Here is an 18,058-nt window from a genome sequence, read left to right on the forward strand (position 1 = left end):
TAGGTACCGCACCTTTACACCCCTAGTATAGATCACATATTTCCTGTAATTCATCATGGATTAGTGATAGTAACTCTTTTATGCTACTTTTGCAAGCGTTTTCATATAAAAGAAAGGAGAGCCGGGTTAACGATATTCCATTATGAGGAGGTTCTACGATGTTCATCCAAAGTCCATTCCCCCAGAGATTTAACAAGTTCGTATCTGTAAGCCTCAGTCTGTTGTTAATTCTGTGCAGTGTTGCTCTGTCCCCCCGGCCTGCCGCCGCTGCTGTGGCCCCCTTGCCGGGTCCCGCTCACCCTCTCTTGTATGATAATTTCGCCGGCGGAGGCGTCTTCAAGCAGAACTGGACCAACTGGTTCAATCAGAGCGGCGGGAGCGGAACCTTCACCAAGACCACACAAGGCACCCGCACCATTGGCAAATTCACGCAAACCCCAAGCTCCTCCTCCTCCTGGGCCAAGTTTCAGCCGATGAACGAGACCTTCGACCTCTCGGGCTACCGTTATATGAATCTGTCCCTGAACAATGCAGGGTATGCCCAGTCCCTCATTCGTGTCGTGATCAGCGACGGGATTACCAATTACAATCTGACCGGAGGGTATGTTCCGGCCACGGCGGCCTGGACCGATCTCCAGTTCGATCTGGATGCCTTGTCACCCAAGATTCAGAAGAAGAAGGTGAAGCTGGAAATCTGGCTGAGACAAGCCGGCGGAACTTACGGGGAGATGCTGGTCGATGATATTGTGTTCACTACCGCATCCAGCGGGTCTGCTCCCGGGCTAAGCCCGGCAGGGATGACAGCCAATACGGACGGCAGCTACAACCAGAATACTAATTTCACCTTCGAAGCCACATATACCGACCCGGATAATGAGGCACCCTTTGCCGTCCAGGTCATCATTGATGACACAGCCTATGCTATGCGCGAGACGGACCCCGCCGATGTCACCTACACCGACGGCAAAAGCTACAGGTACATGACGAAGCTTCCGGCCGGGTCCCACTCCTACTATTTCCGCACTACAGATACGACCTCGGATGAAGTCGCCACCGCGGTTCACAATCTGAGCGTAGTCCAGGCTGCTTCGGTGATAGACATTGTTGTGAGCCAGGCCGGTTACAGCGCAGACGATGTCAAGAACGCCAAATTCATCTCCGACACCACCGTTACAGACGCCACTTATGAAATACTGGACGGGACGAACGTGGTCTATTCAGGCACCATGACCTACCAGGGTCTGCATTGGAACAAGCATGTCTACTCCATCGGCTTCACCCCCGTCACTGATCCGGGGAACCACTATCGAGTGCGGAGTAATCAGGTGTATTCCTACTCTTTTGAGATCGCTCCGAATCTGTGGGATCAATATAAGGATGAAATGACGGCCTTCTACCGGCTTCAACGGGCCTCCGTAGCGACCAGTGATGCTTATCCGGCAGGCTACAGCAGCGTCGCTCCTTCCGCCAAGCTCTACCATGCCGCCGGTCATCTGGATGATGCCCAGTCTGCGGACGGCCTGACCCATTATGATCTGACAGGAAGCTGGTATGATGCCGGGGATTACGGCAAATATGGCGGCAACCAATGGGTCGGCGCGGAGATTGCCTTGGCCTATACACGGTATGCTGACAAAGACAGCGTGAAGTACGATAACGACAGCAATGGTATCCCGGATCTGGTCGATGAGGCGGTATTCGGCAGCGAGTACCTCATTAAGTTCGCCGATCAGCTCGGCGGGGCGATGTATAATCTGCGGAACAACGCTTCATTCGTCCATCCTGAGAAATCTACCGACAATGTGTCCGGCACCGCCGATGACCGGAAGCTGACGGACCTGAGTGTCGGCGGCTCCGCCAAGTCCTCAGGGACGCTGGCCGCCACCGCGCGGGCCATCCGCACCGCCATAAGCGAAGGCGATATCGCTTCCGCTCAAATTGCAGCGCTGACTGATTTCGCCAATCAATGCGAGATCGCTGCGGTCACCTTTTATGAATATGTGGTTGCCAATCCTGACGGTCCGATCGGATCTTATTCCACCAGAGGAGGCATCCCCAATTCCAAGCTGCTGGCTGATGTGGAGCTGTACCTGCTGACCGGTGATACCCGATATAAGCATGCAGCCACAAATACGATTAACGCCTTAACCCTGGGCGACATCTCTTCCACGAACTACTGGGATATGAGCCCGCTGTCCATGGCTGAATTCTATCCGGTTGCCGAGGCTGCAACGCAGTCTCATATTCATAGCTTGCTCAAGGGGCAAGCCGACTTCTTCCTCTCCATGTCCGATGATACCCCTTATGGAGTCCTGAACCAGTTCAAGAACTTCGGGGTCAACGAACCTCATGCTTCTTATCTGGGGGACCTGCTGCGGTATTATGAATTATTCGGTGATCCGGCAGCGCTTCAGGCAGTGGTGAAAGGAATGTACTGGGTGTTCGGAGAGAATCCGTGGAACATCAGCTGGGTATCGGGCATTGGCACCCATCACGTGATGTTCCCGCATACCCGTTACAATGAGGAATCCAATACTGCGGGTGACACCGGGATTATCCTTCCGGGGGCGATGGTCAGCGGGCCCAATATGAAGGACCCCAAGAATAAAAGCAGTGTAAGTCCATGGTATGAGGACCGTTCCCTCTATCTGGATGATACCAATCAGTGGCGGTACAACGAATTCAGTATTAGCATTCAAGCCGGACTGCTCTATACGGTCATGGGATTAAGCGCCACTCCGGGGACAGGTGCAGATCAAGCAGAGGTACCGCCTGCCTTGCCGGTCCTCTCTCCGGTGATTGGAGAATGGGTGCGCGGAGAGGTCACTGTTTTTGCCGAAGGAGGGGATGGGCTGAGTGATGTGGAGTATGCGGCAACTGGATTACCTTATCAGCCGATGACTGTATCCGGGAATGTGTATTCTACTGTAAGCGGTGCGGTGTATACTGCGGTCATTGATGAGAGTCAGTCCTTGCCTTATACCAACCGGAGAGTGGGTGTCCGCGCCAAGGCTCCTTCCGGCGGGTACACCTACAGTTCCACCCATTACACCGTAGCTCCACCGTTGCCGGACCCTTCTACTCCGCTGTTATATGATGATTTCGGCGGGGCCGGGTTCTGGGGCGGTTCTGCGGCCAACACCACCTGGGTCAACTGGTATAATCAGAATGGCGGCACGGGAACGTTCACCAAGCTTACCGCCGATGGTCGCTCTGCGGGCCAATTCGCCCAGACGCCGGCCAGTGTGAATTCAGCAGCCAAATTCCAGCCGTGGAACGATGTGGTCGATCTGAGCGGCTATCAATATCTGAATATTACGCTGAAGAACCCTGCCTCTCCTGATCTCAGGACCCGGATTGAGCTCAGTGACGGCAAACGCACCTACAATCTGACCGGCGGCTGGATGGAGGTCCCCTCCACCTGGAGTGATCTTCAATTCGATCTGAACGCCCTAACCCCGGCCATCGACAAGAAAACCGTGAAGATGTCGATATGGCTGAAGCAAAATACCGTCACTCCGGGGGAGATGCTGATTGATGAGATTAAGGCGACCAACAAAGTCAGCGGAAGTGCGCCGACCTTAACCGCAGGAGGCGTGGATCTTACCGCAGGCACTCCGCAGACCGAATTCACCTTCAATGTAACCTATACCGATGCAGACAATCAGCCTCCCTTTGTAATGGAGCTTGTTCTGGACGGCGTTGTCCGTAAAATGCAGCCTGTGAATCCGGCAGACACGAATTACGCCGACGGCCGAATCTATCAATACAAGACCAAGCTGCCTCCCGGCCAGCATTCCTATTCCTTCAACACCACCGATACCTTCACCGATGCGGTAAGTACCGGGGTGCTGGGTGGACCTGAGGTCAGTGAAGAGCCATAGGAGTTGCGGAAAGCGGCAGGATTAGCGGAGTGCCGTAGGATTAGCGGGGATACGTAGGATTAGCGGGGATACGTAGGATTAGCGATGAGTACAAATTTAGCGAAGAGCCGTAAGGATATCCCACGCTTCAGCGGGAGGAAATATGCGAGTTTGAAGGCAGAATAGAGAAAGGATATACTATATTCATGTACAGCGGTGCAGTCTGACAGCACTGTTACCAGAGTGCACCGCTGTAACATCAGGGCTGTCGCAGCTATGAACCCGCAGACTGTTGGCAGGATGTCGGAGATTGGGAGGACAGCGGATGAATGGAGGGAGTTCTACGATGGGCGATGAAGATATCATGTGGCTGACTGTTGATGATCCGCTGGCGAAGTCTGTTGTACAGGCAATTCGTACCGGCGATGTGCCGGGGTTGACTCAATTACTTGCCGGAAACCCGGGGCTGGCTACAGCCCGAATTGCCGGGACTGAAGAGGGACGTGCAAGTAACGAAGGGGCCGGCAGCGGGGAGACTGACGGTGCTGGGAATAGTAGCGGGGGCTATGGCAATGCTGATAGTGGCGGCGAGGGCGTTAGTAATACTGGGGCTGGCAGCGGGGACACTGGCAATGCTGAGACTGGCGGCGAGAGCGTTAGTAACACAGGAACTAGTAGCGAAGGCCATGGCAATGCTACTAGCGGCGGCAACGCTGGGGCAAGCGCAAACGGCGACAACTCTGGCGGAACTAATCGCGGGATGTCCCGCACGCTCCTGCATATTGCCACCGATTGGCCGGGGCATTATCCCAATAATGCAGTGGTGGTTGGCGCGCTGATTGAGGCAGGCGCGGAGGTAAATGCGCAGTTCAGCGGTCCGCACAGCGAGACGCCGCTGCACTGGGCAGCAAGCTGCGATGATATCGAGGTGCTCGACCTCCTGCTCGATGCCGGGGCCGACATCGAGGCGTCGGGTGCAGTCATCGCCGGCGGAACCCCGCTGGACGATGCTGTGGCATTCGCGCAATGGCGGGCGGCGCAGCGGCTGGTGGAGCGCGGCGCGCAGCCTGCGCTGTGGCACGCGGCGGCACTCGGTCTGCTTGATGCGATTGCGGCACACTTCGCCGGAGATCCGCTCCCGCGCCGCTACCCTTGGGGCGCAAGCTCCGTTTCAGCAGCACCAGACGAGGTAAACGTCGCTTTCTGGTGCGCCTGCCACGGCGGACAACTCGCCGCCGCCGAACTCCTGCTCGGCTGGGGAGCCGAGCTGAGCTGGCCCTCCCCATGGGACGGCCTCACGCCCCTGGACGCCGCGAGGCGCAGCCATGCCACAGAACTGGCCGCATGGCTGGAGAGCCTGGGCGCTCAGTCCGCACATCTGTAAATTGCGCTGGGCGGAATCAGGTGCATTTATGCTCCTGATTCACTCATTTCGCCCGCTTTCAGCAGAATCAGGAGCACTAGTGCTCCTCATTTACTCATCTCGTCTGCTTTCGGCAGAATCAAGTGCACTAATGCTCCTCATCTCAGCATATCGCTCGCATTCGGCGGAATCAGGTGCACTAGTGCTCCTCATTTACTCATCTCGTCTGCTTTCGGCAGAATCAAGTGCACTAATGCTCCTCATCTACTCTCCTAGCCCACTTTCAGCTTAACCAAAGGGATTTATCCCTCTCATCTACTCATCTAGCCCCATGCCCGCTCTTATACGGCATGGCAGCCCACAACGAAACAGGACCAGCCCAAGGCTGGTCCTGTATTCATATTCGCCGGAAGCTTCGACTAGACTGCTTCATAAATCATCATCCCAAAGCTCCGGCACACTATTCATACCTGCTGCAAACCGCAGGTTCTTACTTCCCACCCTGCGCCGACAGCTTGCTGACGATCTGATCGATCGGGTTCGTGAACAACGCATACAAGATGGCGGCGTTCTCCTTCTTGCTCAGCGCAGCTCTGGACTTGTAATCCATAGCGCCCTTGGCATCAGGCTTGAAGTCCGGTCCGTACAGGCCCAGGGCCACAGCCATCTTCACGGCCGGAACAGCCCATTTGTCTGTATTGCCGGATAGCTTCACGTTCTGGAACGCTTTATCCGGATATTGCTTATTGTACATTCTCCAGATCATGACTGCCGCCTCCTGACGGGAGATGACCCGGTCCGGCTGGAACTCTCCGCTGGCCGTTCCTTCAATCATTCCCAGTTCAACGGCCTGCTGAATATAAGCGGCATCGGGATGGCCCTGGAGATCAGGGAAGGCCAGCTTCTCGCTATTGCTGCCCTTGAGCCCGCTACTCTCCATCATCAGCCGCACATACTGGGCGCGCGTAACGCCTGCTTCGGGCTGGAAGCTCATCGTGGCATCATTCGTCAGATACCCCAGCGACTGGAGCATCCGCACCGGAGTGGCATAAGGATGGCTCGCGGGAACGTCGGCATAACCAACGCCATCCGGTCCCTTCTGGGCATAACTGAACGGATTGAGGTAAGGCTCCTTCATATACGCGCTTTGTCCGCCATCCTTCATGGCGAAGCCCGTTAATTTGCCAGTCAGCTCATCCTTGAACAGATTATCATCTATCTGGATCAGCTTGCGGGAACCCAGGAAAGCATCATTAATCGTTAGCGCACCATTCTGCACAGACACTGTAGACACCATACTCTTGATACGGAGATCCGCATAGTAGCCGGTGAATGCCTTCAGTGCATCAGCGCTCATCGGCTTGTAAGCATCCAGCTTCACCGGTGCGGCATATTGCGGGAAGAACGTCTGGATAAAGGCCGGGTAGAACAGCTCACGCAGTGTACTTTGCTGATTATAGCCAATGAACACCCCGGTATTCTGCTCGGGAATAAGAAACATATAAGAGCTGAATCCAATCAAATCACCGGCCTTGGTGATAATCTTCGGGCTGCTGCCAGCGCCGGGAAGCTGGAAAGCCGATTCAAAGCCGTAAGTGGTATTCGGCAGCATCGGATGAATGGAAGAATGGTATTCCTCCATCGATTGTACGGTATCTGCCTTAAGGATGCGGTTCGTACCCGCTGCTCCCCCGTTCAGAAAAGCCGTCATGAACCTCCCGACATCATCGCCGGTGGACAACATGCCTCCATGCGGCATCACGGTTGGCGTCACGTTGTAGAGATCAACCTCTTTGCCCGTGGCGTCATAGGCTGTAGCAAGATTGTCCTTCAGCTTGCCTTCCAGCAGGAAGCCGCTTGAATCCATCTTCAGCGGGGCGAAGACATGCTGCTGCATATAATCCTCATAAGGCATGCCGCTGGCCTTCTGCACCACCAGACCGAGCAGCAGTGAAGCGAAATTGTCATACATGTAGGAAGTGCCGGGCTCACGCACCACCGGAGGCATATGCTTCACCACATAATCCTCAATGGACACCTTGGTGGTGAAATCCTGATTGATGTCTTCCGGCAGCGGGTCTTGAATGCGGAAGCCGGTGGTGTGGGTCAGCAGATCTCCCACAGTTACCGGAACCCCGAAGGGGTTGTCGAAGGCCATCGGACCGGTATAGACTTGAAAATCCGCTTTCAAATCTAGTTTGCCTTGCTCAACGAGCTGCATGGCGGCAGTCGCAGTGAAGGTTTTGGATACCGAGGCCAGACGGAAGACTGTTTTGTCAGGGTCTACCTTACTTTTGGCATCCTTATCCGCGAATCCGAAGCCTTCTTCGATAACCGTCTTGCCATCCTTCACCACCACAACAACCGCACCGGATAGCTGCGCTTTCACCGCATCCGAACTGAAGAATTGCTTGAGGAAGGCCGCAGCATTCTCTGTTGTCAGCGGCTTGGCCGCTGCGGTGGCAGCTGCCGGAGCGGTAGAAGCAGGGGGAACAGCGGCGGCCTGAACAGCCGGAGCCGTAAGTGTCAGAACCAGTGCAGCCGAAAGCACGGTCCTCGTCCAAAAGGCAGAGCGGCGTCGCAACAATGATAGTTTCATTCAATTCACTCCATTTCCATAGAATAACACGCACAGTGATAATACGTCTTATCCTGGAAATAGGTTCATTTAAATCGCAGCACCTCTTCCATCTTCTTCAGCTTTCTGTAGATTACCGACCGGTCAACGTTCAGGCGCTTGGCCGCCTCCGTCCCGTTCCCGGCACAATCCTGCAGCACTTTTTTGATATAATGGCCCTCCGCTACAGCAGTGAAATCCTTCAGACTTGCGAGCTGATGCTTATTCTTCTCAATGAAGTGGTCGAGGGAGAACCAGTCGCCAATCTGCTCCTCTTCCTGTATGCTCTGGCCCACATGCTCGGTCACCACCAGCCGCTCGATGTAATTCCTTAATTCTCTAACATTTCCATGCCAGGGCTGGTTCAGCATCTTATCGAATTCTTCGGCACTCAGCACATATTTCTTGCCGTACATCTCATTGAAGCTGGTGATGAAGCTGGAGATTAACCCTACCAGGTCCAGCTTCCGGTTACGCAGCGGCGGAATATGAATCGGAATCACATTAATCCGGTAATACAGATCTTCGCGGAACAGCCCCTTTTTGACCAGACTCCACAGATCCCGGTTGGTAGCTGCGATCACGCGGCAATGGACCGGAATATTCGTAATCCCGCCCACGCGTCTCACTTCATTATTTTCAAGCACCCGCAGTAATTTGGCCTGCATCTCCATCGGCAGATCGGCAATCTCATCGAGGAACAGCACGCCGCCATTCGCAATTTCGATCATACCCGCCTTGACCTCGGTCTGACCTTCAAGGACGCCCTTCTCATATCCGAACAATTCGTATTCGAATAGAGCCGGAGCAATCGCAGCACAGTTAATCGGAATGAACGGCCCCTTCCACTTCTCGCTCTTCAGATGGATATACTTGGCGATCACCTCTTTGCCTGTGCCGGATTCACCATAGATTAACACCTTGCTGTCATAGGAGGCGATCTGGTTGCAGACCTTGATAATCTGCTTCATCGCCAGACTCTCGGCCACGATGCCTTTCTTCTTCTCCGCCGCCATACCGCCTAACTGCTTATGGATCTGCTGGGCCACAGGCACATTCGCTTCATAATAGTTATGCTCCTGGCTGAATTCATTGGAGGTGGTAACTACCAGCTGTACCTCCCCGTCCTTATCCAGAATGGGAATCGCCGACGAGAACACATGGAAGCCTCTGGAGGTATTGACGGTATTGGTTACCTTTTGCTTCGTCGCAATAGCCTCCATCGTGATGGAATGACTGTAATAGCCCGCCTTCACCAGATCCTGGACGTTCGCCTTGAGCAGCTCCTCCAGATGGATGCCGATGGTTAGAGCGGTGAATTCATTGGAAATCAGGATATTCCCGTTCTGATCGGTAACAAATAACGTTGACGGATATTCTTCCACGAATTCGTCGAGCGCGGGTTTCCCTGTATTTTTGTTTTTTTTGGTCACATTCATCAGTCCTATACCATAATATGAACGCTTACATTCCGGCTAGACAAAAAGCCAAACAGCATCATTATTTAAATGATACCACTTGGCTAATGCAGATCAAACTTTAATTAAGCATGAACTACGGATTCAAAGGTTACTTTCCCCATCTTCTCCATCACTTCCTGCGCCTCAGCGAACATGGTGGTGATCATCTCTTCCACGGTGGTAATCTTGTTGACCATCCCGCAGATCTGTCCAGCCATGACGGATCCGGTATCGGTATCTCCTTCAAATACGGCTCTGCGCAGGGAGCCCAGGCTTAAGCTCTCCAGCTCTTCGCGCGAAGCCTTCTCATTCTCCATTCTGAGGAATTCGGCAATCATGCTGTTCTTAATGCTTCTTACCGGACCGCCAAGGCTGCGGCCAGTTACGGTTGTGCTGGTATCATCGGCGTTGATGACTGCCAGCTTGAAGTTCTCATGTGTCGGGCATTCCACGGTCGCGAGGAACCGGGTTCCAACCTGAACACCCTGGGCTCCGAGGGCAAAAGCAGCGGCAATCCCGCGTCCATCGGCAATCCCGCCGGCCCCGATTACCGGAATTGATACCGCGCTGGCGACTTGCGGCAGCAAGGCCATCGTCGTCGTTTCACCAACATGTCCGCCTGCTTCGGTTCCCTCGGCTACAATCGCATCCACACCGAGCGCTTCCATTTTCTTGGCGATTTTGACCGAAGGGACTACCGGAATCACGATAATACCATGTTCCTTCAGAATGGGCATATAGGGAGCAGGTGTGCCTGCGCCTGTCGTTACGATCTTCACGCCTTCTTCGATAATAACCTGGATCAGCTCAGGAATATTGTTCATCATCAGCATCAGGTTGACGGCAAACGGCTTGTCGGTGCTTGCTTTGGCCTTGCGGATCTCGTCACGGAGACGGTCAGCGGTGAAGCCGCCGGAGCCGATAATCCCCAGCCCGCCCGCATTGGAGACCGCGCCCACCAGTGGAGACACAGCAATCTGAGCCATACCGCCCTGGAAAATTGGATATTTAATTCCTAACAGTTGTGTAATCGACATTATAATTACCTCCATATATTAATTAATGTTGTTTTTAAGCTTATCCGGCGCTGCGGTAAAATTTGAACTTCCGGCCGCTGTTGTCAACAGATTTCTTTAATTTAATCCGCTTTTCGCGGTTGAAATCCGTTGACAAAGGCGGACGCTATCGCTCCTACAGTTTCAAATTTCCCCTCCGCTTCTTTTTGCTTTTCGTATAAATCTTAAATGCTTCTTATACAACTATTTTAAGCCGCCTTAGCCACTTCCGGCCCGGGCTTCTGCTTCTCCATAGCCTTGTAGACGAAGGTCAGGGCGAAGCCGACCAGGGAGATGACCAGCGCGATGTAAAAAGCATTCGTGAAGTTTCCGTCATTGGCTGCGGCTACACTGCCGGCAATTCTTGGTCCGAAGAACGCGGCTCCCGAGTAGCCGATGAAGGTGACACCGTAGTTCACGCCGTAATATTTCATGCCGAATTTCTCACCGACAATGGACGGGAAGATCCCCATCGTTCCGCCGAAGCATAAGCCGATCCCGGCAATGGCAATGGCAAACCCGGCTACAGAAGACGTTAGAGCAATCGTAAGCATCATAGCTGCAATAACCAGATAGATCATCAGCAGGCATTTCACGCGGCCGATTCTATCGGACACTGCACCCCAGAACACACGGCCCAGGCAATTGCTCAGTGAGTACAAGCTGACGTAGAGCGCAGCGGCGGCGGCAGTTAAGCCGAACATTTTTTGACCGATTACCGATGCATTCGCGGTTACCATCATACCAGACAGAGCGCCGATCAGGAACAGACAGGCAATCACATAGAATATCGGCTTCTTGATCATCTCATTCCATGGTACATTTACTCCCGCCTTGGCTGCTCCGGTTACCGGAGGGGTCCAGCCTTCAGGAGCATAACCGGCCGGGGCGGGTTTGACGAGCAGGCCAAGCCCCAGAATAATCACCAGGAAAACCACGCCGAGTGTAATTAAGGCAGACTGTACACCATTGCTGGTGATCAGCGCATTAGCGATAGGAGCGATAGCAATGGTGCCGCCGCCATATCCGGCTGTAACGATCCCCGCTGCCAGACCTCTTTTATCCGGAAAGAGCTTCACGCTGTTGCCGATGGTCGAGGAATACACGATTCCCTGGCCAATCCCGGTAATGACACCGTAGGTGATATACAGCATCCAAGGTGCAGTAGCCAGGCCCGAGAGAATGAAACCAATCCCGAACATCGCACCGCCGATGAAGACCGCCTTCTTGGCCCCCCCTTTATCCACCAGCTTACCGCCTAGAATCATCGGAATCGGGGAAATCGCTGCATTAATGGTAAAAGCAATCATAATATCCGGCATGCTCACGCTGAAAACCTTCGTTAATGGCAGTGCAAAAATACTGAAAGCATAAATGGCGCCTACACAGATATTAATGATCGTTGATGCAATCAAGATCCTCCAGCGGTTCAACTGTACGTTCATGGTATCATCCCTCTTTTAGTTGGTTTATAAGTTCAGCTTACGGTACTTACGGTACTTACGGTACTTACATTAACTACACTTCCTGCAGCACCCGGTTCTTATCGGCGATAATCGACTTCAGCATGCCCCAATTCTCCTGGAACATGGCCGCGTCCATCTCCTTCAAATTCGGTGAAATGACCGGCTCGAAGTCCATCTGATCCAGAATCTCTGTCTGCAGGTCGATGCCTGGCGCGATTTCGGTTAAGGTCATTTTACCGTTCAGCAGTTCAAAGACGGCGCGTTCCGTAACATACACAACCGGCTGCTGGACCTTGGCGGCATAAGATCCGCTGAAGGTGATCTGCTGTACCTTTTTGATGAATTTCTTGGCTTTGCCCTCTTGAATGATGTGCAGCTTGCCATTCTCTACCTTAATCTGCAGCCCGCCCGCTGTAAAAGTACCCGCGAACACCAGCTTTTTCGCCGCCTGAGAGATATTGATGAATCCGCCGCAGCCTGCTACCCGTGTGCCGAATTTGCTGACATTCACGTTCCCCGACTCATCCGTCTGGGCCAGGCCAAGGACCGACAGGTCAATGCCGCCGCCGTCATAGAAATCGAACTGGGCATCATGATCTACAATCGCCTCAGAGTTGTACGCATGACCGAAGTCCTTCAGCCCTGCGGGAACCCCGCCGATCGAGCCTGCCTCTGTGGTCAGAATCAGTTGGTCGTCCACACCCTCTTCAGCAGCAATGTTCGCTACATTCACCGGGATGCCGACGCCGAGATTCAGAATGGTATTCGGCTGAAGCTCTACGGCAGTGCGGCGGGAGATGATTTTGCGCTCATCCAGCGGCAGGATTTCAATCGAATCCACAGGCACTTTGACATGACCGGAGAAGGCCGGATTATACTGCGTATTCTCGGTCTGGTAATGATTCTCCGGGGTGGACACGACGAGGTAATCTACCAGAATGCCCGGAACCTTCACATCCTTGGGATTCAAGGTGCCGTTCTTGGCCACGGTCTCTACCTGGGCAATCACGATGCCGCCGGAGTTGCGGACCGCCTGGGCGATCGGCAGAACCTCCATGTGCAGGCCTTCTTTTTCCAGCGTCAGATTGCCGTTCTCGTCCGCTACGGTTCCACGGATCAGGGCGATCTGAATCGGGAAGGTCTTGTAGAACAGCCACTCTTCGCCTTCTAGTTCAATCACCTTCACGATGTCTTCCTTCGTAGACGGGGACATCTTGCCGCCCTCAACGCGGGGATCGACGAAGGTCTCCATGCCTACCTTAGTAATCACACCCGGACGCTTGGCCGCAATCTCGCGGTAGAGCTGGGTAATGACCCCTTGAGGCAGGTTATAGGCTTCGCATTTATCCTCTTCAATCAGCTTGGCCATTCCTGGGGAAGCGATGGCGATACCGCCAATCCAGCGTTTGATGAGGCCTTCATGTCCCAGGTGGCTCATGCCCTTATCGCGGCGGTTGCCGACTGCGCTGGCATGCATCACGGTCAGATTCTTCGGATGTCCAGTCTGCACGAAGCGCTCTTCAATGGCGATCCCCATCTCTTCTGCCCAGCAGGATAATCCGAATCCACTCGCTGCTACTGTGTCCCCGTCCTTGATAAGTTCTGCTGCTTTGGCTGCTGAAATTACTTTACTCATTTCATCTGCTCCTCTTTATGTGAATTATTTCACTACGTTTGTTAAAAAAAATATTCGCTGATCTGTGTGCCTCATTCTTGCTGATCTATGAGACTGAATTTCCTTGTGAAAGTTTTCTCAAGGTCATCGTAATACAGAAAAAAGGACCGGTCAATAGCTCCAAAACACCTTGAATTCAAGGCATTTTTCTGTTGTTTTTTTGCGACTGGCTTGTTTGAACTCAAAGCTTGGTCGTCGCTGCGGTGAACATTTGGACTTCCGGCCGCTGCCCAATTTAGATTTCCTGATTTGAACCGCTCCTAGCGGTAGAAATCTAAATACAAAGGCGGACGCTACCGCTCCTCCAGCTCCAAATTTCCCCTCCGCTTCTTTTTGCTTTTCGTTAATTTCTTTAGTGCTTCATCTGTATTCCGGCGGGACCCGCCAGTCGCAAAATAACCACACTATTTTCTCCAGCCAGGTTGGATGGGTATTAAATCAAGGGAGCCAGGGCATATCCTGTCCGGCGGATCAGACAAAGGGTTGGAGATGGGACTTCAAGGCATTGTAGCGCGGCTAAAAAAAATAAAATATTTTTCTTACAGGGGGTGAATTGCAGATTTGCAACAGCCTATCCGGGTAAAGACAGTTCAAAAAAGAGCCGAAGGGTTGTACACTATCGCTTGTATATGTTATATTTTGGACAATTTTAGCTGAAGAGGGGAAGCGCTATCATGGGGTATTCTGTGAAACAAACGATTGTCCGGGGAGAAACGTCGCTTGGGATTGAGTTCGGGTCTACGCGAATCAAGGCTGTGCTGATCGATCACCATTTTGAAACGATCGCCTCCGGCACCTATGAATGGGAGAATCAATTCAGTAATGGTTACTGGACTTACGATCTCAGTGAAGTGGTTCAAGGGCTGCAAGCCGCCTATCAGCAATTACAGCAAGCGGTTCAGCAGACCTATGGCGTCACACTGCAAACCGTCGGCTCCATAGGCTGCTCGGCCATGATGCAGGGGTATATTGCGCTGGATCAGGCGGGAGAGCTGCTCGTTCCCTTCCGTACCTGGCGCAATGCTACTACTGGCGCAGCCGCAGCGGAGCTAAGCAGCATATTCCAGTTCAAAATTCCCGAGCGCTGGAGTATCGCCCACTTGTATCAGGCTATTTTGAACGGTGAAGAGCATGTAGCCCGGATAGATTATCTTACGACGCTATCAGGTTACATTCACTTACTGCTGACGGGCCGCAGGGCTCTCGGGATCGGGGATGCCTCCGGGATGTTCCCCATCGATGAAGCCACGAAGCAATACAATGAAGATATGGTGAAGCAGTTCACCGGTCTAATTGCCGGCAGGGGCTACCCATGGAAGCTGCAAGATATCCTGCCTAAAGTGCATACGGCCGGTATGAATGCCGGAAATCTCAGCGAAGCAGGCGCCCGGCTGATCGACCCGTCAGGCCATTTGCAGGCCGGTATTCCGCTATGCCCGCCGGAGGGCGATGCCGGAACAGGCATGGTAGCGACGAATAGCGTGAGGAAACGTACCGGCAATATTTCTGTAGGGACATCGGTTTTTGCCATGTTTGTACTGGAGAAGAATTTAACAGCGGTCTACCCTGAGATTGATATCGTGACTACTCCGGAAGGCAGCCCGGTCGCTATGGTTCTTGCCAATAACTGTTCCAGCGATCTGAATGCCTGGGTCGGCTTGTTCCGTGAATTCTATGCAGCCATGGGGCTGACGCCCGACATGGATCAGTTATTCAGCGTCCTGCTGAACCAAGCACTGGAAGCGGATGCGGATGGCGGCGGCTTGCTGAGCTATGGCTACTATTCAGGCGAGAACATCACCGGACTTGCTGAGGGGCGTCCGCTGTTCGTCCGCTCTCCGCAGAGCCGCTTCACTCTGGCTAATTTCATGAGAGTTCATCTGTATAGCGCCTTTGCTGCGTTAAGACTCGGAATGGATATTTTGACCGGACAGGAACGGGTAACGTTTGACCATATTTCAGCGCACGGCGGATTGTTCCGCACCCCGCAGGTCGGACAGCGGATCTGTGCGGCTGCACTGAATGTTCCGGTCTCAGTCCTGTCTACGGCTGGTGAGGGCGGCGCATGGGGGATAGCGGTTCTGGCCTCTTATATGATGCATAAGGAGCCGGATGAGAGTCTGGCGGATTACCTGGCCTCTAAGGTGTTCTGTAATGTGGAAGGACAGGAGGTATCGCCTGACCCTACAGATGTGGACGGCTTTGCCTTATATATGGAGCGTTACACCAGGGGGCTGCCCATCGAGCAGGCGGCGGTAGATCATTTACTGGAGAACCGGAAGAGAGGAGATTTCGTATGAAAATAGATATGGGCAGGCTTACGGTATTGCTTACCTCCCTGCTGCTGGTATCCTCCGCCCCTTCGGCTTATGCTAAAGCGCCGGATGCCAAGGCAGGTAAGTGCAGAGCTACGGGCAATTACGTCTTGCAGTAGTATAAAAGGCAGCCATCCTCCCGTAGCGGGGGATGGCTGCCTTTGATTTATGCCAGGCTTGCGGCATAACTCGCCTGGGCCAGGCCCAGCATCATTTGCATTTGACTCTGCGGGATCTGCCCGGCGGACTGAGAGGTGCTTATTCCGCGAAAAAGCCACTTTTCACGCAAGCAACGGACTCCAGGGCTCTTATTGGTGGTAATTCCACCGATTAACATCACTTAGTGGACGAATAAGCGCATCTCAGTCCGATAGGCGGTGTAAAGTAGGCTTTTCCTCAAAATAAGGGCCCTACAGTCCGTTAGAAGCAGGCCGGAGGGTTCCGGGGGCCACCCGGGGTCAGAATCATTTCACGGAACGATTGTAACTCGCTCCATCCTCACCTCACAAATACACAAACGGCTCCTTCGCATCCACGAAGGTAACCGGAAGCCCGTCCACCAGCGGCGCCAGCCACTCGGCCATATACTTCATGCCCCATTCCTCAGAGCGCTCGTGGCCGATCACGATCATCGCTTTGTTCATGCCCAGCATGGCGGCATCATTCACGTAAGCGCATAAGGTCCACTCCGTTATATCGCCGCAGATCATCACATCCAGGTTCTTCTCCTGCATCAGCTCCATCGGCATTTGCTCTCTGCCCAGCCCGAGGCTGCCGCCTCCCACCAGAATGCCGATACGGGCACAGGCCGCTTGCGGGTTGCCGACAATCTGAATGACCTTCATGCCCAGCCGCTGCTTCAGGAAGCCGGCCAGCTCACCGACGGTGGTCTCCTCAATCTGATATCCCCAGGCATCCTTATCGTCCAGCTTCTTGTCCTCCCACTCCAGTTCCTTGAGCAGACCGTCATAGATCCGGTCGGTATCTGCCAGGTGCATATGGTCATGGAACCGCCAGATCGTGATTCCGTGTTCATCAATCAGCTTCTTCTTGGCCAGATATACCGGGTCCTGCTGCAGCCAGTCCAGCGAATCCATCCCGGTATAATAGGTTGGCTCATGGGTGATAATCAGGTTCGCTCCAAGCGCAATGGCTTCCTTGATCACATCCACAGTCGCCATGAACGTTGTGACAATTCCTGTGACCTCCATGTCTTCCTTGCCGCTGGCAAGCACATCACAGGTCTGTTCCAGCTTGCGTCCTCCGCAGCAATCGAGCAGAATCCGGTCAATAACCTCCTGCACATTCATCGCGCATTCTCCTTTTCATCTATTTATTGTCAGCCTGTCAGCCTTTGACAGCACCAATAATCACACCGCGGGTCAGGTATTTCTGCATGAACGGCAGGACGAACAGCACGGGCACAATGCCCAGAACCGCCATCGCCATCCGCACGGCCGTGCTTGGCAGCGATACGGACTCTGCCCCCAGTACGTTGCCGGCCTGGCCGGAATTGAGGAATTGGATGTTGCTCATCAGCTGCATCAGCAGATTCTGAATGCCGTATAATTGCGGCTTCGATACAAAATATAGCGCATTGATCCAGTCATTCCAATAGGCCAGGCCCATAAACATCCCGACGGTTGCCATGACCGGCATGGACAGCGGAAGCATGATGCGGAAGAAGGTCCGCAGCTCCGAGGCCCCGTCGATCTGGGCAGCTTCGATAATCTCCAGCGGCACATTATTCTTGAAATAGTTGCGGACCAGCAGGACGTTGAAGCCGTTCGCCAGCAGATTGGGCAGAATCAGCGCCCACAGCGTATTTTTGATATGGAAATATTGGGTCCACATGATATACGAAGGCACGATTCCCCCGCTGAACAGCATGGTGAAGAAGACGACGAACGCCAGCAGATTATGATATTTGAAATCGGACCGCGACATCGGATAAGCAAGCATACTTGTTATCAGCAGTCCAATGGCAGTTCCCAGGATCGTAACCAGGAAGGAGACGCCATAGGCTCTGATGAAGATGTACGCCGAGGACTTAATATACCGGTATGCGTCAAGACTTAGATGCTCCGGGAAAAAGCTGTACCCGTTGCGGATCAGAGTCGTCTCATTCGTGAACGAGGCAATGACAATCAGCAGGAAAGGTAAAAAAGCAAAAACTGTCAGCAGGAACATCACGACCGCAGAAAACACAGTAAACGTCCGTTCTCCTCTTGTTTGGATCATCTG

The 18,058-nt window shown here is 53.4% G+C and carries 12 protein-coding genes; 4 read left to right on the plus strand and 8 right to left on the minus strand.

Annotation, left to right across the window (positions count from 1 at the left end):
* Positions 1-158 precede the first annotated feature (158 nt).
* Together NST43_RS21735 and NST43_RS21740 are read left to right on the plus strand one after the other, a co-directional pair.
* Complete coding sequence (locus tag NST43_RS21735; protein ID WP_339219330.1) at positions 159-3,884, plus strand: glycoside hydrolase family 9 protein; 3,726 nt, start codon at positions 159-161, stop codon at positions 3,882-3,884.
* 304 nt (positions 3,885-4,188) lie between these two features.
* Positions 4,189-5,247 (plus strand): ankyrin repeat domain-containing protein, encoded by a 1,059-nt coding sequence (locus NST43_RS21740; protein ID WP_339219332.1) that lies wholly within the window; start codon positions 4,189-4,191, stop codon positions 5,245-5,247.
* Between the two features lie 469 nt (positions 5,248-5,716).
* Here NST43_RS21740 and NST43_RS21745 read toward each other — a convergent pair whose 3' ends face one another.
* The 5 genes from NST43_RS21745 to NST43_RS21765 form a co-directional block, all read right to left on the minus strand.
* Complete coding sequence (locus NST43_RS21745; protein ID WP_339219333.1) at positions 5,717-7,825, minus strand: serine hydrolase; 2,109 nt, start codon at positions 7,823-7,825, stop codon at positions 5,717-5,719.
* Positions 7,826-7,890: 65 nt separating this feature from the next.
* A complete protein-coding gene (locus NST43_RS21750) occupies positions 7,891-9,276 on the minus strand; it encodes a sigma 54-interacting transcriptional regulator (RefSeq protein ID WP_339219334.1) in 1,386 nt (461 codons plus the stop codon).
* A gap of 110 nt (positions 9,277-9,386) precedes the next feature.
* Complete coding sequence (locus NST43_RS21755) at positions 9,387-10,340, minus strand: DUF561 domain-containing protein (RefSeq protein ID WP_209994621.1); 954 nt, start codon at positions 10,338-10,340, stop codon at positions 9,387-9,389.
* 227 nt (positions 10,341-10,567) lie between these two features.
* Complete coding sequence (locus tag NST43_RS21760; RefSeq protein ID WP_339219336.1) at positions 10,568-11,803, minus strand: OFA family MFS transporter; 1,236 nt, start codon at positions 11,801-11,803, stop codon at positions 10,568-10,570.
* 73 nt (positions 11,804-11,876) lie between these two features.
* Positions 11,877-13,460 carry an acyl CoA:acetate/3-ketoacid CoA transferase gene (locus NST43_RS21765; RefSeq protein WP_339219337.1) on the minus strand — a complete coding sequence of 528 codons (1,584 nt, stop codon included), beginning with the start codon at positions 13,458-13,460 and terminating at the stop codon, positions 11,877-11,879.
* A 713-nt stretch (positions 13,461-14,173) separates the two neighbouring features.
* Between NST43_RS21765 and NST43_RS21770 the strand changes: the two genes are divergently transcribed.
* Positions 14,174-15,799 carry an FGGY-family carbohydrate kinase gene (locus NST43_RS21770; RefSeq protein WP_339219338.1) on the plus strand — a complete coding sequence of 542 codons (1,626 nt, stop codon included), beginning with the start codon at positions 14,174-14,176 and terminating at the stop codon, positions 15,797-15,799.
* Positions 15,796-15,933 carry a hypothetical protein gene (locus tag NST43_RS21775; RefSeq protein WP_339219339.1) on the plus strand — a complete coding sequence of 46 codons (138 nt, stop codon included), beginning with the start codon at positions 15,796-15,798 and terminating at the stop codon, positions 15,931-15,933. Before NST43_RS21770 ends, NST43_RS21775 begins: the two co-directional genes overlap by 4 nt.
* Positions 15,934-15,980: 47 nt before the next feature.
* Here the strand turns inward: NST43_RS21775 and NST43_RS21780 are convergent, their stop codons facing one another.
* The 3 genes from NST43_RS21780 to NST43_RS21790 all read right to left on the minus strand — a co-directional run bounded on the left by NST43_RS21780 (position 15,981) and on the right by NST43_RS21790 (position 18,055).
* Positions 15,981-16,103: a hypothetical protein gene (locus tag NST43_RS21780; RefSeq protein ID WP_339219340.1), complete on the minus strand. Its 123-nt coding sequence runs from the start codon at positions 16,101-16,103 to the stop codon at positions 15,981-15,983.
* Positions 16,104-16,317: 214 nt separating this feature from the next.
* Entirely contained in the window at positions 16,318-17,124 is an 807-nt protein-coding gene (locus tag NST43_RS21785) for a Nif3-like dinuclear metal center hexameric protein (RefSeq protein WP_339219341.1), read from the minus strand.
* Between the two features lie 37 nt (positions 17,125-17,161).
* Positions 17,162-18,055 carry a carbohydrate ABC transporter permease gene (locus NST43_RS21790; RefSeq protein ID WP_173127825.1) on the minus strand — a complete coding sequence of 298 codons (894 nt, stop codon included), beginning with the start codon at positions 18,053-18,055 and terminating at the stop codon, positions 17,162-17,164.
* Positions 18,056-18,058: the final 3 nt, after the last annotated feature.

It is taken from the genome of Paenibacillus sp. FSL H8-0332, assembly GCF_037963835.1.
GTDB classification, from domain to species: Bacteria; Bacillota; Bacilli; order Paenibacillales; family Paenibacillaceae; genus Paenibacillus_AQ; species Paenibacillus_AQ rhizoplanae.

Bases quoted from the DNA above. Each gene is read 5' to 3' on its own strand.
- NST43_RS21765 (WP_339219337.1), bottom strand. From the start codon at position 13,460: ATGAGTAAAGTAATTTCAGCAGCCAAAGCAGCAGAACTTATCAAGGAC.
- NST43_RS21755 (WP_209994621.1), bottom strand. From the start codon at position 10,340: ATGTCGATTACACAACTGTTAGGAATTAAATATCCAATTTTCCAGGGC.
- NST43_RS21775 (WP_339219339.1), top strand. From the start codon at position 15,796: ATGAAAATAGATATGGGCAGGCTTACGGTATTGCTTACCTCCCTGCTG.
- NST43_RS21785 (WP_339219341.1), bottom strand. From the start codon at position 17,124: ATGAATGTGCAGGAGGTTATTGACCGGATTCTGCTCGATTGCTGCGGA.
- NST43_RS21745 (WP_339219333.1), bottom strand. From the start codon at position 7,825: ATGAAACTATCATTGTTGCGACGCCGCTCTGCCTTTTGGACGAGGACC.
- NST43_RS21760 (WP_339219336.1), bottom strand. From the start codon at position 11,803: ATGAACGTACAGTTGAACCGCTGGAGGATCTTGATTGCATCAACGATC.
- NST43_RS21735 (WP_339219330.1), top strand. From the start codon at position 159: ATGTTCATCCAAAGTCCATTCCCCCAGAGATTTAACAAGTTCGTATCT.
- NST43_RS21790 (WP_173127825.1), bottom strand. From the start codon at position 18,055: ATGATCCAAACAAGAGGAGAACGGACGTTTACTGTGTTTTCTGCGGTC.
- NST43_RS21770 (WP_339219338.1), top strand. From the start codon at position 14,174: ATGGGGTATTCTGTGAAACAAACGATTGTCCGGGGAGAAACGTCGCTT.
- NST43_RS21740 (WP_339219332.1), top strand. From the start codon at position 4,189: ATGAATGGAGGGAGTTCTACGATGGGCGATGAAGATATCATGTGGCTG.